9 protein-coding genes are annotated in these 15525 nt (G+C 43.0%); 2 read left to right on the top strand and 7 right to left on the bottom strand.

What is annotated here, in order from left to right:
• Positions 1–712 precede the first annotated feature (712 nt).
• Positions 713–3052, top strand: a complete 2340-nt coding sequence (locus tag SP90_RS12625; RefSeq protein ID WP_066856850.1) for a hypothetical protein — start codon at positions 713–715, stop codon at positions 3050–3052.
• 133 nt (positions 3053–3185) lie between these two features.
• On the opposite strand, the gene SP90_RS12620 is transcribed toward SP90_RS12625, so the two are convergent.
• Complete coding sequence (locus SP90_RS12620) at positions 3186–3416, bottom strand: hypothetical protein (RefSeq protein ID WP_066856847.1); 231 nt, start codon at positions 3414–3416, stop codon at positions 3186–3188.
• Positions 3417–3736: 320 nt separating this feature from the next.
• Here SP90_RS12620 and SP90_RS12615 point away from each other — a divergent pair, with 320 nt between their 5' ends.
• Entirely contained in the window at positions 3737–4186 is a 450-nt protein-coding gene (locus tag SP90_RS12615; RefSeq protein WP_066856844.1) for a methylglyoxal synthase, read from the top strand.
• Between the two features lie 104 nt (positions 4187–4290).
• On the opposite strand, the gene SP90_RS12610 is transcribed toward SP90_RS12615, so the two are convergent.
• The 6 genes from SP90_RS12610 to SP90_RS12585 all read right to left on the bottom strand — a co-directional run.
• Positions 4291–5523 (bottom strand): outer membrane homotrimeric porin, encoded by a 1233-nt coding sequence (locus SP90_RS12610; protein WP_066856841.1) that lies wholly within the window; start codon positions 5521–5523, stop codon positions 4291–4293.
• Positions 5524–6076: 553 nt separating this feature from the next.
• Positions 6077–7399 carry an HlyD family type I secretion periplasmic adaptor subunit gene (locus SP90_RS12605; RefSeq protein ID WP_066856838.1) on the bottom strand — a complete coding sequence of 441 codons (1323 nt, stop codon included), beginning with the start codon at positions 7397–7399 and terminating at the stop codon, positions 6077–6079.
• A complete protein-coding gene (locus tag SP90_RS12600; RefSeq protein WP_066856835.1) occupies positions 7396–9507 on the bottom strand; it encodes a peptidase domain-containing ABC transporter in 2112 nt (703 codons plus the stop codon). The genes SP90_RS12605 and SP90_RS12600 overlap by 4 nt, the downstream gene beginning before the upstream one ends.
• On the bottom strand, positions 9500–10834 hold the full coding sequence (locus SP90_RS12595; RefSeq protein WP_066856832.1) for a TolC family protein: 1335 nt from the start codon (positions 10832–10834) through the stop codon (positions 9500–9502). Before SP90_RS12595 ends, SP90_RS12600 begins: the two co-directional genes overlap by 8 nt.
• A gap of 67 nt (positions 10835–10901) precedes the next feature.
• A complete protein-coding gene (locus SP90_RS12590; protein WP_066856829.1) occupies positions 10902–11957 on the bottom strand; it encodes a calcium-binding protein in 1056 nt (351 codons plus the stop codon).
• Positions 11958–12067: 110 nt separating this feature from the next.
• Positions 12068–15525 (bottom strand): beta strand repeat-containing protein (locus tag SP90_RS12585; RefSeq protein ID WP_269449360.1); only part of this gene is annotated, 3458 nt, incomplete at its 5' end.

Raw genomic sequence — 15525 nt, 5'->3', positions numbered from 1 at the left:
AGTTAATAATGACATTATCATGGAAATAAAATTGCTCATTCATGTACGTTGAAGTTGCTCCTTTTAATCATTGTATACATTGGGTGTATTTTGAGAGAAAGAGCATTCATAGAGAGTGGGGCGGGGGTTGTGCTTTATCCTCCGCCCTTTTTATTTGTAGGTGATATAGTTACTAACTGCGGTGTGTTGCAGTGGTATCAATGACGTTAATAGAGGCAGCCGTAGAGGCTGCCTTTTTTGTACTTGAGGTTTTGAGCTTAGAACGTACGTGATGTGCTCAATTGATCTTAGGTTGTTTTGTTGGTTGTGAGTGGGGAGCCGTCGAATGCTACTGCATGTCTGAAGCAAAATGTCTTTGATCTGATCTAATAGATCAAGCTATCTTATGTTACTTGATTGTTACTTATTTAATAAACAATGTTGATTTCAATAAAAAAGATAAAAAGTCATTAGTGAAAAAATTTAATGAAAAACAAGCTGCTGTTATTTAGATATGAAGAGTAATTAATCTTTTGTTATAAGTACTTTCCGCAAATTCAAGTAATTAATAAAATAAATAAAAGTAGCTAAAAATACGGCTTTCAATCGCTCTATTATATTTTGCAACTAGTTTATCATTGTTAGTAAATGGTTAATAAAATTAACTCGTTAGAAGCTTAGTGGTTTTATAGTTTCGTCTGGTTAATTTTTGAATCTTAGAAAAGGACTAACAATGAAAAAAGCACTGTTAATTATGGCGTTAATCGCGCTGTCATTTTCTTTGGCAGCTTGCGGTAGCAGTGGCAGCAGCGACAGTACTGACGATACTGGCAGCACGCCTATCATTCAAAAGAAACAGGGTTGCGTTTCAGGTGCTCCTGTTAAAGGTGCACAGGTTTACGCAAAAAACAATTGTGATGTTACGGATGAGAAAATTGACTGCGGCGGCAGAGATATTCTTGTTGGTGTGACAGACAAAAACGGCTGCATCATTTTTGATCAAGAAGCGCTTGCTAAACTTGACCGCTCCAAAAATGTTTTCCTTTATTCAAAGGGCGGCATGAGATTTAATTGTGAATATGATTGTGAAGCCGATGCAAAGCTGAAAGGCGCGCATCCAAGAAAGTGTTACTTTAAAGGTCAGCTGCGTGCTGTTCTTGCCCCGGGTAAATGCGAAGCTTTCTTGACTCTTCCAAATACTCTTGTTCACGACCTTGTTAAACGTGGTGAAACACTTGAAGTGGCAGAGAATCTTGTAAGAAAACTTATCTGCTGCTGGATGTCCATCAAGCTCATGAAAGATCCATTGGGCAATGGTTGTTGTGAACTCGTTAACTACGAGTACATTGCACAGGCTCTGTTGATTGGCATGGGCAGTTGTGAAGAAGGTCTTGCTACTAACTCCCCACGTTACCAGAAGGCTCTTAGAAGAGCTGTACGGGATATTGCAAATTGGAATACAAAGAACCTGAGAAGCTACAAAAACATTCCAATTGATGAAGTTAAAGGCGCAATGATTCCGGTTCTTGGCGAAGCCTACAGAGCAGAAATCAAGTGCCTTACACGTGATGACATATTCTGCGATAACTTCTACACAGTTGATCTGTATTCAAAGCACTACAAGCCCGCGTGTAACGACAAACGTTGCAACGATTGTTGTGTAATTCCATTTGTTGGTGACCCTCCAGTATTTAAGTTCTCAGTAGTTGCAACTTCAAACAAACCGCGTAAGCCGGGTGAATTTGTTGTTGCTGCACTTCCACCTAAAGGCAAGCTCACCGCTAACGGTAAAGAAGTAAAAGTTGGTGATGAATTTAAAGGCGAAGAACGCTTTAGATACATCTTAACCAATGAAGAATACGAAGAAGCACTTGGTAAAAAAGTTACCTTTACCTTTAAAGCTAAAAACGGCTGCTACGTTGCACCACTTATTGTGTGCGTAAAATACCTCAAAAAAGGTGATGCCGTAGTTACTGAGTTTAAACGTAAACAATGCGATAAGATTTACGAAGTAGAAGCGATTCCTCCGGGAACATTGGATACAAGCGACCCGACTGTAATTAAAGTTGTTGGTGGCGAGTATGCAAAGCTTAAAGATGGTAACGAAGCTGTTCCAAATGACACACCGGGTCTCTTCCAGCTCCTCACATTTACAATAGATGGTGAAGGTGTGCTCCGTGCCGGTGAAGAGCTTTCCGTTGAAGTTACTGCACCATTTGGCTTTGTTTTCGAATATTCAGACACTGCAACGCAAGAGTTTAAAGATCGTACAGAGATCTCAGCTACTGGCGCTGTATTTACTTCCATCCGTACCTTTGGTTCAGATAAGCCAGTATCCGACTTCGTCGACTATCCTCTGCTCGAGACAGATGAAATTGGCATGCTAATTCTTCGCACTACACAAAACCCGCAAAACGTGCAGAAATCAAACATCTCCGCAGTTCTTTACTTTGGCGATGAGCTGATGGCACGTTGTGGTGAAGTCCTGTTCGAAGACGAAGTTCCTCCTTGCGGTTGTGACTTCTACATTATTGCGAAAGGCGATGGCCCAACTCCTTGTATCCCTGACTCCATCTCAATTCCTGAAGACTTTGAGGACTTCCTCAGAGGACAAGGTGTTATTGGTACTCCTGGCGCAGGTCCGAGCGTGAATGCTCCTACACGTATCCTGATTACTATTAATCCAATAGGCGGCACATGTCCGGACGATGGATTTGTATTTAATCCTGACGAGTGGACTGCACTTGTAGTGAACCCTGATCCTCCTCAGAACCCTGTTGAAACTGGCTTTGGTACTGGCCCATATGTAGTTGAAGTGCCTCTAGCAGAGTGGGATCCAGCACCGCAATCTCGTGGTACATTTGGCGACTTGGCAAGTGGTGGCCCAATACCAACAGTTTGGGCAGTGTTTAAAGCACAGCCATTCAACTTAGGTGCAGATGCTCCGTTTATCGTAGGTCCTGGACCAGATAACCACTATGCTGATATCGTCTTTAAGTACAAAAGAGGTCCTATTGAGTTAGAAACAAATTCCTTCCGCATCTTTGAGAGAAACCCTCAATCAAATCCGTAAGGTGATTCCTACTCAACAAAAAACAGCCCCCAGCAATGGGGGCTTTCTTTTTTAGATGATGACAAGACAGGACAATAGAATAGGGTAGCCATAAAAAAGCTCGAACCATTTGGTTCGAGCTTTTGTTTGATACTTAATTATCACCACATGTTGCCAGTTGCTGTCGCAACCGTTCATTTTCAGAAAGCAGTTCATCAACGCACGATGCGCTTTGTTCCAGTGAGCTTTCAACGCTTCGCCAGATGAAATTTAGTTCAGGGTACTCATCCGCAGCATGTTCGTGCATTAAGCGCATAAGCGCGGATATCTCATACAAACAAGCGACAGTATTTGTACCAGTAGAGTGTGATTGGGGGCGTGTCATGCGACAACTCCTTATTCAAGGTTCAAATTTTGGAAAAAGATACAAACATCCGCTACTGTCGAGAGCGGCTACCGCTTGTTCTACGGTGTTTCGAAGCACCTGTTCTGACGCTATGAGAACCCCTTGCTCATGTCAAGACACACAACTTATTGTAACTATACGTTGTTTGATGGAAACAGAAGAGAGCCGCTTGTTTCGGATCAGTTGCTGAACGAATGCCAGCTTGCTGAAGTATCTGGTTCGCTTTAACATGGCTGTAACACCCCATGCGTATGGTATGTTCATTCAATCAATATGGTTTAAAAAAGGACGTAGAGCATATGGAATTAACAAAGAATATCGCGATTGTTGCTCATGATAACTGCAAGAAAACTATGTTGGAATTTGTCGACTGCCATTTTGATATTTTAGTGAATCACAACTTATACGGCACTGGAACAACCGGAAGCATGGTGGAAAAGCTTCTGTTTGAAAAAGAAGATGCGGCAGGTGCAACGCAGTTTGCAGGCGTGCATAAAATGAAGTCCGGCCCGCTGGGTGGTGACCAGCAATTGGGGGGATTGATTGCAGATGGTAAGATCGACGTGCTGTTGTTCTTCTGGGACCCTATGGAGCCTCAGCCGCACGATGTTGACGTAAAAGCACTGCTGCGCCTTGCTGTGCTGTATAATATCCCTACAGCAAGCAACCGATCTTCAGCAGACTTTCTTATTTCATCCCCGCTGTTTAATAGCGAGTACACCATTGCAGAATGCAGGTATGGCAAGTAACGCAGGGAGTTGTTGTATACGAAGCTGCCAGCGTTGAGCCTAAGTCTTAACAGAAAAAGTAATGCCAAGAAGGTCGCAGTAAACGCGACCTTTTTTCGTATGTATTAGAAGAAATATCCTACAAGTACTGCCAATTTGAATACGCTGTGTACGTATTTATCTTCGCCAGCAGCAAAGTCAGTAATTGCGTATGCAGTGTCGATAACAACATCAACATCTTCATGCAGGTTGTAAATAGAGGTCAGATCGACTTCGGTTACGCTGTCGTCTTTGCCCCAGTCACTTATGCTTTCTGATGCATGGTTTGTGCCTCGAGCATAGGTGATACGCACGGTATGGCTCAGCTTCTCGACAACAGTGAGTTCTTCAAGATGCAGACCTATTCCCCATTTCCCCAAAGCACCGCCGAAAACATACCCGATGTCAGGACCCATTGAGCCATCACCAATCAAAGTGGTAACAGCAAAGGCGTCATCTGTGATGCTGGGCATTTCTCCTTCACTGTTGTCGTTATTGCCGGAACCATACCAACAAAGAAGTGCAGGAACAGCGATCTTAGTAGAGTAAGCCACCTTGCCTGCCACCAAGTACCCACCAAGACGACCATGCTCTTTACCGTACACGCCATCAAATGCGAACATCAGGTTTTCTGTAGCTACTGCCTCAATTGATGTTCCAAACCAGTAGTGATTGTTTGCAATGCGTTGACCTGGCATTTCCACAGGAGCAGTGACATTTGCAAATAACCCATAGGGACTAATAATCACATTTCCCAAGTCAGCAGCAAAGGCACCCCCAAAGAAGTCGATGGTGGAAACTTTTATGTTGCTTCCTGTATCTGTCTTGAACGGGCGTGCAAAAAAAGCTGCAATATTGCTATCTCCAACGGATTGAGACGCGACAATTGCAGCGACATCGGCATCAAACACAGGGGAGGGTGCCACAGCTCCCGGAAGACCAACTCCCTGAATACCGGAGCGGATTTTCAGAGACGTAGAAGGTACGGTAAAATCGATATACGCACGGTCTGTGTTGATATTAACGCCGTCAGCACCCATTGCTCCGCCGGAGCCGACTCCAATATTGTCGTTAGCCTCTCCCCATGTCTGTTCAATACTGAAGAACGTGGTAGCAGATACGTTTTCTGAGACAATAATAGAGAATTGTGTATCCAGTCCCTGGATAAAAGAACCGCCATCACCGCTGAACCCGTTAACGTCAATGTAGTCGTAGCCAGACAGTGTTTTACCGACAGCATTGAATTCAACAGCGCGTGCGTAACCGACAGCGCCAAAAAAAATGCAAGCAGCAAGAGCTGATGCAAAAAAGCGTTTCATGAGTGGGCCTTCTTAAATTCGTGTGCTCAAAGGATGCAGTAATCAGTGCTTGAGCATTCATCACACTAAAATAACTTACGGATATATCTACCCGTTGTTGAAAGCTTCTTGGCGAGAGAAACTGCCAACATTGTTAGTGCTCAGAATGGATTCGCGTCTTTTTCTGAGAACAAAGTTTACTGCACAGGTGTGTTAGAGCTTAGAGACGTATTTTAAGCAGATGTCAAGCGTTTTGATACTGCCTAAACAGAGGGCGGGAAAGTTTTTGGACTTATGATGTGATAATATTGGATAGATAGCGAGCGGGGTGTTCTCGAAAAAGCAAAGCAATGCAGGCAAGTTGCTATTGCATTAAGTCCCAATGCAAGTGTGTAATGGCTTGTTGGATTGATGAAAAGGGTAGTGGAGGTGTTGTATAATACGAAATATTCGTCTTCCAAGTGTATGGGGTGAGATATTTAGCGAAGTTGCATGGCGTTACAGTATGTTATGGGATTTTGTGTGTTGAATAGTAAAAAAGCCCTTATCCAACATGGTAAGGGCTTTTTTACAGCTACTGTACGCTTAATCCTTCGTCCAGATACTTGATAAGAGGGTAGATAAAGAACTCAATAAGTCGCCTTGTTCCTACATTGATTTCAGCCAGTACGGTCATGCCTGAACTCATAGGAACCATTTCTCCATCTACTTTCAAGCGTGGATCGGTGATAGATATATATACCTTGTAAATATCGCCCAGTTTTTCATCTTTAATACTGTCTTTGGAAATCTGACTTACGGTACCCTCAAGCGTACCATATCGCTGATACGTAAAGGCGTTAACCTTAACGGTAACCGGCATGTCCTTTTCAATAAAGCCTACGTCCTTGTTAAGAACTTTGGTTTCTACAATCAAAGGGCTGTCCTTAGGGACAATGGATATCAGTTTCTCAGCCGGTGTAACAACGCCGCCCTCTGTTGTAATGAAGACTTCGTTAATTGTTCCAGCCACAGGAGAGACAATATTCTGCTTTTTGTTTGAGAACGAGATTCTGTCCAGACGAGCTTTGGTTGAAGCAAGCTTCATGGACGAATCTGCAAGTTCTTCACTCAGCTTATTGGTGAAATTATATTGCAGTGCTTCCTTCTGGTGCTGCAAGAGCTCGATGTGCGTTGTAACCTCTTTGATTTTTGCACTGACGTTGTTAGATGCAATTTGATTTTGTAAAATTTTGCGTAATATTTCATTATATTCATTGCGCGGAATGATATCGACTATCGGATCAAGACGAGTTTTTTGCTCTTCATACGTGGAAAGCAAGTCCACATAGCCTTCCTTTTCCAACGATAATCCCTTGAGTTGCTGATTTGATTTCAACAATTCGTCATTCTTCGCGGCAAGTTGCTTCTGGTGTCCATTTCGTAGGGATGTGTATATATCCTGCTGAACTTGCACGCATTCTTTTCCGAAGATGTTTTCTTCAGGAGTGAAAGGGCGGTCAGAAATGAGTGATTCAAGACGCATGATTGTTATTTCATACGTTTTAAGCTCTTCACGTAAAGATTCAATCGTCGGGTCAGTCGCAGAAGGGTCAATTTCAACAAGCAACTGCCCCTTGCTGACTTCTTCACCACGGTCACACAAAATTTTGCGGATAACTCCGGTTTCCAACGGTTGAACGACTTTTACTTTTCCAGAAGGAATGAATTTTCCCTGTCCGGAAACAACAATTTCAGTCTCACCAAAGGTAAGCCAGATTATGCTTACAAAAATAATCGTAATGATAACCCAAAGAACCAGCGAACCCAGTGGATTCGGCGGAGTTTCTTCGATTTCAGTCAAAATTGGTTTGAAGTAATGGCTATCGTCTCGGGATAAAAATTTTAAGAACCTCAATCTGTGCACTCCTGTAATGTATACAGCTTCTTATAGTAGCCATTCGGAATGCGCATGAGCTCTTCATGAGTACCAGCCTCAACCAATTCCCCATTATCCATGGCTAAAATTACAGTACAATTTTTCACAATAGAAATTTTGTGGGCAATGATGAACATTGTCCTGCCTTTGGCAATATTCTGCAGGTTTCTGCGGATAATGAGTTCAGACTCAATATCCAGAGCAGAAGTCGCTTCATCAAAAATAAGAATGCGCGGGTCTGTAATAAGTGCACGTGCAATCGCGATGCGCTGGCGCTGGCCGCCGGAAAGACCTTCCCCGCGTTCGCCGACTTCAGAGTCATACCCTTTAGGCATTCTTGATACAAAGTCATGGACGCCAGTTATTTTAGCAACGTGGAGAACTAAATCCATCGAAGCATTTGGTGCACCCATCACAATATTTTCTTTGATTGTCCCGCTGAACAGATAGTTTTCTTGTAAAACTACCCCAATATTACTGCGAAGCCAGATAGGGCTAACGTGGTTAATATCTACATCATCAATGCGAACACTACCGGAAGAGGGGATGTACAGTCGTTGGATTAATTTTGAAACTGTACTTTTGCCACTTCCGCTTCTGCCAACAACGCCAACGCATGCACCTGCAGGTATTGTAAAGTTTATCCCGTTAAGTACCATTGGCGCATCAGGCGCATAGCGGAACTGAACTTTTTCAAAAACTACCTGTCCAGACAGTTTGTTGAGAACAATTGCATTTTCATTCTGCACTTCAGATGGATGGTTCAAAATGTCAGACAACTTCTCAACAGAAAGCAGTGTTTGCTGAAGTTCGTTCCAAACACCAATCAATCGTAAGACAGGGCCTGCAAACTGGCCGGAAAGCATATTGAAGGCGATAAGCTGACCAATAGTAAGATCATTATTGAGAACAAGCCTAACCCCTAAGTAAAGAATAGAGATCGTCATTAGCTTCTGCAGGAAGCCGGCTGTGCCTCGAGTAATGTTACTCATGTTGGTCATTTTAAAGTTTGAGTGCACATATCGACCAAGATGGTCTTCCCATTTTCGTTGAATGCTTCCCTCAATTGCTAGAGACTTTACCGTCTGAATGCCAGTAACAGACTCAACAAGATAGGAGTTGGACTTCGCACCCATTTCGAACTTGGTATTCAAGCGTCTTCGTAGCTCTGGTGTAATGCATACATAAAGCAGACCGATTGCAGCCACAAAGCCCAGAACAATAAAGGTGAGTTGCATGCTGTACATAAGCATGACGACAACGAATACGACTGAGAAGACGAGGTCGATAATTACGGAGACTGTTTTGTTAGTAACAAAGTTACGTATGTTTTCCAGTTCTCGAACACGTGCAATGGTGTCACCTACGCGCCTGGATTCAAAATACGGGCAGGGGAGGGATAGCAAATGGCGGAATAATTGTGCTCCCAGCTTTGCGTCCATTTTATTTGCTGTGTGTGTAAATAGGTAGTTTCGAGCAAGGTTCAGGACATATTCAAAAACTGCAATGACAATGAATCCAATTGCAAGAATTTTAAGGGTTGTCATTGCACGGTGTACAAGGACTTTATCAAGAATTACCTGTGTAAATAACGGGGTAACTAGTCCGAAAAGTTGAACAACAAAAGAAGCGAGCAGAATTTCTGCCATAATGCCTTTTGCATTAAATACTTCCTTGAAAAACCAGCCTAAGCCAAAGCGTACAGATTCAGATAACAATCTGTGGCTGAGGATAATGTAGCGGTCTGTTGTCAGCTGTTTAAACTCATCCATAGGAACAGAGCGGGTAGCACCCTCTGCAGGAATGTACACAAGAACAGTTTGTTCTTCTTCCTTGAAGCCCAGCACCACAAAGTACGTATCGTCGCTAGCTTGAGCGATGATAGGGTAAGGGTATTTCTTGTGGCATTGATCTAAAGAGACATTTTTCTTTTTTGCTCTAAGTCCAAGACGTTTTGCAATTCGAACAAGTTCTTCACTTGAAATATCATCGGAAGAAATGCAGTGCTCACGAACAATATTCGGCACATCAATTCGAACTTTATTGATACGCGCAACGACCTCAAGTGATACTAATCCACTATTCATGTCTTGTTGCCTCCATCTGATATTGCAAGCGCAACAATTCATGTGACAGGTCTATTACACTTTTATCTAACGCAATTTTTTGTTCTAGTAACACAATGCTACGGCGAATAGCCGTTTCTGCATCTATCTCTTGTGCCTTTTTTAATCGGGTCAGCATCTTAAGTTCTTTTTCGAGAATATTTACCATGTCACGTTTGTTTTTTTGATCATTAATCAGATACTTATACTGCCGCTGACTTATATTCAGCTCAGTTTGTAATTGTTCTTGCAATTTTCTTTTTTCAGCACGGATACGCTGCTCAGTGAGTTCTGACTGTCTCACCTTATGTCTGTTCCGCAATGCATCAGAAAGAGGAACAACAAGGGAAACTCCTACTTTAAAGTTAGATTCAGATATGTTCTCGTAGGATTTAGCCATGTCTTTCCCGTCAGAGCCGTACAACAGGTACGAACTGTACAGCGATACTTTGGGGAAATATTCACCTTCGGAAGCAGCAGTTTTTGCATGTTGGCTTGCCAACTCATGCTTATAGCGTTCGATACTCGGGTGCTTTTCAACATCAAATAAAAAGTCTGTAAGATCCGGTTGCGGCAACTCTGTGAATTCAACTTTTTCTGGAACAGCGCATCCGGTGAAAAAACTTAATTCTTCAAGTTTCTTGTCAAACTCAAATTCACGTAAGGAAAGTTCGTTTTCTTTTCTTTTGAGCTCAGTAAACTGTCTTGCAGCGTCAATTGGCCCTTTTTTGCCAGCAGCAAGCAGCCGCTCATAGAGATGATTCAACTCTTGAGAGTAGCCAACAATTTTTTGTAAATTTTTAATCCGGTGAGAAAGAGACATGGCTGCAGAATATGTTTGCAGAACATTTAGACGCAGCTTTAACTTCTCTGCCAATACAGTCGACTTTGAAGCAAGAATAGCATTTTTTAATGCAAGTTCTTTTTGAAATCGAGTACCAAAGTCATACAAAACATAATTTGCACGTACTGAAACAGAGTTTTGATATTTTGTCCCTGTAGATTGGACAATATCACCTACAGAAACAACTGACCCCCACCCATTGCTTAAGTCAGAAGTGTATTCACTATTACCTTGTGCGCGCAACGTCGGGTAAAAATCATATTGCTGATCATCCAAGCGTGCTTGCTGTAACTGGGTTTCTACGGTGAATTTATCCAAGTCTGGAGAATGCTCTATTGCTTGCTGTTCTACTATGCCAAGAGAAAATTTTTTACAATAACTTATTGTAGTTCCAGCTGATATAGTAATGAATATTTCGAGTAGTAGTATGAGGATTATTTTTTTGTAAAAGGAAGCAGTGTGCACGTATTTCTCTCTAGTTAGTAACAAAAGCTCGCCACACTGCTGTAAAAGCAGTGTGGCGAGCAGGGTATTAGTTATCCCAGGCAGCAGTTACAATATTCATAAGCTCTTGATTGTTTTTAACATCTTCAACAGATGTAAAATCAAGACCATGATCTGATGCGTAATTGGATAAATCAGCTACAATCTGGTTTATCTCTGCAGAAGAGAGAGAGCTACCTGATGCGAGTTGAACGGTTTCAATTGCATGTTTTGAAACATGTTGTTCAATAACAGTGATTTTATCGTTTTCACCATAGGAAATGATTAACCCTTCTTTTTGCATAAAGAACGAGATGTCTTCTTTAGTAATTCCCTTACCAAATTTAATGGTGTCTGACCCTTCATTTACAATACAAGGTGGTGTTAGACTATCACGAACGTAGTCGATCCCATCACCTTTATTAAAGATGTATGTGTCTCCAAGATGGCTTCCAATTAGAGTATCACGTCCTGTGCCGCCAATGAGCGTAGCTTGGGATATAGTTGACTGAATAAAGTCCATTCCTGCACCACCGTAAGCTATGACATTTTTCCCAGAGAGAATCATTCTATCCATTCCCGCTCCACCATCAACGATAACTGAGCCCGCTCCAGTGAGCATAATGGTGTCCATTCCATCATGTCCGTTTATAATTTGAGTATTTGTTGTAACAGAAGGTAGATAGTTGCCCGTTTCTTTAGTTAGTTCGACTATGGATAATGCTGTTGTAAATTCGAGTTCAGTGCCATCAGTAAAGCAAATGGATTCGATCCCTGCAGATTCGCCGGTTTTAGCACCAACAATTCTAATTGAATCAGAATCATTGCCTCTGAAGTTGATGATTAGATCATCACCATCAGCAGAATAGCGAAGGTCTTCAATTCCAATACCAGCACCAAGCTGAATTTTATCTACGCAAGAGCAGGTAGGGTCAATAGAGGCTTCAATAATGGTGTCATGGCCATCTCCTATGTTGAAGATGTATGTGTCGCTACCTGAGCCCCCAGTGAGTTTGTCGTTACCAGCTCCGCCAATTATTGTGTCATCAGTTTTGCCTGCGGTGATAACATCATTTTCCGTTGTGCCTTCCCATAAATTGTCCATGCTAACTCCATGAGTGTTAAAAAAAGTAGCTACTGAATTAAAGTCAGCAACATCCTTAGATAATAAAAAGCTCGCCACACTGCTGTAAAAAACAGTGTGGCGAGCAGGGTTTAATTATCCCAAGCAGCAGTTACAATATTCATAAGTTCTTGATTGTTTTTAACATCTTCAACGGATGTAAAATCAAGACCATGATCTGATGCGTAATTGGATAAATCAGCTACAATCTGGTTTATCTCTGCAGAAGAGAGAGAGCTACCTGATGCGAGTTGCACGGTTTCAATTGCGTTTTTAGCGTTTGCTTGACCGAGGACGGTAACACGATCAGTTTCACCATAGGAAACAATGAGGTTTGGCCCTTCCATAAAGAACGCAACGTCATTTTTCGTAATTCCATTCCCCAATTTAATGGTGTCAGGATCAAAGTTTGCGACACAAGTCATTGGTACGTTATCATTGATGATGTCTTGTCCATCACCTTGAGCGAAGACGTAGGTATCTCCTAAGTATCCACCAGTTAATGTATCATTTCCTGTGCCACCAATGAACGTTGCCTTCCCATTGACCGCAGACAACATGTCCATGTCTGCACCACCATAGAGAATAGAATTGGCGGCGGTGCTCATTATCTGATCAATTCCAGACCCACCATCAACAATGCAATTTGTCGCTCCGGTTACGTTAATAAAGTCATTACCGCCATAACCGTTAATAATCGCAGTTTGGGCAGGAACTGGCATCATCTGGAAGTCCATATTCTCTGTAAGCTCAATTATTGTTACAGCAGACGATATTTCCATTTGTGTACCATCAGCAAAGCAAATGGATTCAATTCCAGCAGATGCGCCTGTTTTAGCGCCAACAATTCTGATTGAATCAGAATCATTGCCTCTGAAATTGATGATCAGATCATCACCATCAGCAGAATAGCGAAGGTCCTCAATTCCAATACCAACACCAAGCTGAATTTTATCTACGCAAGAGCAGGTAGGGTCAACAGAGGCTTCAATAATAGTGTCATGACCATCTCCGATGTTGAAGATGTATGTGTCGCTACCTGAGCCGCCTATCAGTGTATCGGTTCCAGTTCCACCAGTGATGGTGTCGTTACCGCCTCCTGCATTGATGGTATCGTTGCCAATGCCACCGTTCAGAATGTCATCTTTTGCGCCAGTACTAATTGAGTCATTTCCAGCACCGCCATTAATGATTGAAGCAGTGTCCCCACCAGTAATGGTGTCGTTACCGCCTCCTGCATTAATAACTGCAACATATTTGTCGGCTGGAACTACGATAGTATCGCTTGCATCAGTGTAATTCTGGCAGGATATGACTGTAGTCAGTGCGATAGAGGTACCATCTGTGAAGCTGATGTTTTCAACACCAAATGATGAAGTGCCATTAAGTGCACCGGTGATGCGGATGGAGTCTCCATCGTGACCTTTGATGCAAATGATGAGGTCGTTGCCATCAACTTTGTAGATGATATCACTAGAAGTGATACCAGCACCGAAGCTGATAGTGTCTACGCAAGAGCAAGTAGGGTCTACAGAAGCTTCAATGATAGTGTCGTGTCCATCTCCAATATTAAAGATGTATGTGTCACTACCGGAGCCACCTGTCAGGGTATCGGAACCAGTTCCGCCTGTGATGATGTCATTACCACCACCTGCATTGATGGTATCGTCGCCTTCACCACCAGTAAGGATGTCATCTTTTCCACCAGTGCTGATAGAATCATTACCTGTACCGCCGTTAATAATGGAAACAGTGTCACCACCAGTAATGGTGTCGTTACCGCCTCCTGCATTAATAACTACAACGTATTTGTCGGCTGGAACCACAATGGTGTCGCTGGCATCAGTGTAGTTATGGCAGGAAATGACAGTATTGAGGGTAATGCTAGTTCCGCTGGCAAAGGTGATAGTTTCAATGCCGTGTGAAGCACCGTTCAGCGCGCCAGTGATGCGGATGGAGTCTCCGTCGTGACCTTTAATGCAAATGATGAGGTCATTTCCATCAACTTTGTAGATAATATCACTGGAGGTGATACCAGCACCGAAGCTGATAGTGTCCACGCAGGTACAAGTAGGGTCAACAGAGGCTTCAATAATAGTGTCGTGTCCATCTCCAATGTTGAAGATGTATGTGTCACTACCGGAGCCACCTGTCAGGGTATCGGAACCAGTTCCGCCTGTGATGGTGTCATTACCGCCACCTGCATTAATGGTATCGTCGCCTTCACCACCTGTAAGAGTGTCATCTTTTCCACCGGTGCTGATAGAATCATTACCTGTACCGCCGTTGATGATGGAAACAGTGTCACCACCAGTAATGGTGTCGTTACCGCCTCCTGCATTAATAACTACAACGTATTTGTCGGCTGGAACCACAATGGTGTCGCTGGCATCAGTGTAGTTATGGCAGGAAATGACAGTATTGAGGGTAATGGTAGTTCCGCTGGCAAAGGTGATAGTTTCAATGCCGTGTGAAGCACCGTTCAGCGCGCCAGTGATGCGGATGGAGTCCCCGTCGTGGCCTTTGATACAAATGATAAGGTCGTTACCATCAACTTTGTAGATGATATCGCTGGAAGTGATACCAGCACCGAAGCTGATAGTGTCTACGCAAGAGCAAGTAGGGTCTACAGAAGCTTCAATGATAGTGTCATGTCCATCTCCAATGTTGAAGATGTATGTGTCACTACCGGAGCCACCTGTCAGAGTGTCGGAACCACCGCCGGCGTTAATGGTATCGTTACCAGTCCCGCCAGAAATAACATCACTTTTTGAACCTGTAGTAATGGTGTCGTTACCTGCTCCACCGTCAATTATGACAGAACTGTCTCCTGAAGTAACTGTGTCATTACCATCACCAGCGCTAATTTTCGTTATTTTTGAACTCACAGGGACGCTAATAGTATCATCACCATCCGAGTAAGTTGTATGCCTAATCGCCGCATTTTCCACATAGTATGTAGAAACTTGGCTAGCATTATAGCGATTTTCAATCAGGATTTTCTCTACAGCATGCTCAGGGTTAGTTGCAGCGTCTTTGATGCGAATAGAGTCCTCAGGGGAGTTTTTAAAAGTGATCAACAGGTCATTGCCGTCGATGGCGAATTGAAGATCATTGTACGCGATATCAGAGCTGAAACGTATTGCATCCAGAGTATGATCTGCAGTGACAGCACCGCTTTCATTGTCATAGATGACGTCGTGACCGTCGCCTTTGCTATACTTGTAGGTATCAGCATTAGCTCCGGCATGAATTATGTCATTCCCTTTGCCGGCATCAATGGTATTTGTACCATCACCAGCCCAAATGGTATCGTTATCGTCACCTGCGTCTATAGTATCATTTCCAGAGCCAGAATGAATTTCATCTTCCCCAGTTCCACCCCATATGGAGTTGTCACCTTCACCAGCCCAAATGGTATCGTTGTCTGCTCCTCCGATTATGGCATCATTTGCAGAACCAGTTCGTATAGTGTCATTACCATTGCCACCTTGAACATGCTGATAGGCGCTTCCTGTGGTGGTAATAGTATCGTCCCCGTCTTCTCCGT

This window comes from Halodesulfovibrio spirochaetisodalis, from assembly GCF_001672295.1.
Lineage (GTDB): Bacteria > Desulfobacterota > Desulfovibrionia > Desulfovibrionales > Desulfovibrionaceae > Halodesulfovibrio > Halodesulfovibrio spirochaetisodalis.
This window is presented reverse-complemented; position numbering and strand designations above follow the sequence as displayed.

What these genes read in the sequence shown, in the direction of transcription:
- SP90_RS12625 (WP_066856850.1), top strand. Translation starts at nt 713, where the DNA reads ATGAAAAAAGCACTGTTAATTATGGCGTTAATCGCGCTGTCATTTTCT.
- SP90_RS12620 (WP_066856847.1), bottom strand. Translation starts at nt 3,416, where the DNA reads ATGACACGCCCCCAATCACACTCTACTGGTACAAATACTGTCGCTTGT.
- SP90_RS12615 (WP_066856844.1), top strand. Translation starts at nt 3,737, where the DNA reads ATGGAATTAACAAAGAATATCGCGATTGTTGCTCATGATAACTGCAAG.
- SP90_RS12610 (WP_066856841.1), bottom strand. Translation starts at nt 5,523, where the DNA reads ATGAAACGCTTTTTTGCATCAGCTCTTGCTGCTTGCATTTTTTTTGGC.
- SP90_RS12600 (WP_066856835.1), bottom strand. Translation starts at nt 9,507, where the DNA reads ATGAATAGTGGATTAGTATCACTTGAGGTCGTTGCGCGTATCAATAAA.
- SP90_RS12590 (WP_066856829.1), bottom strand. Translation starts at nt 11,957, where the DNA reads ATGGACAATTTATGGGAAGGCACAACGGAAAATGATGTTATCACCGCA.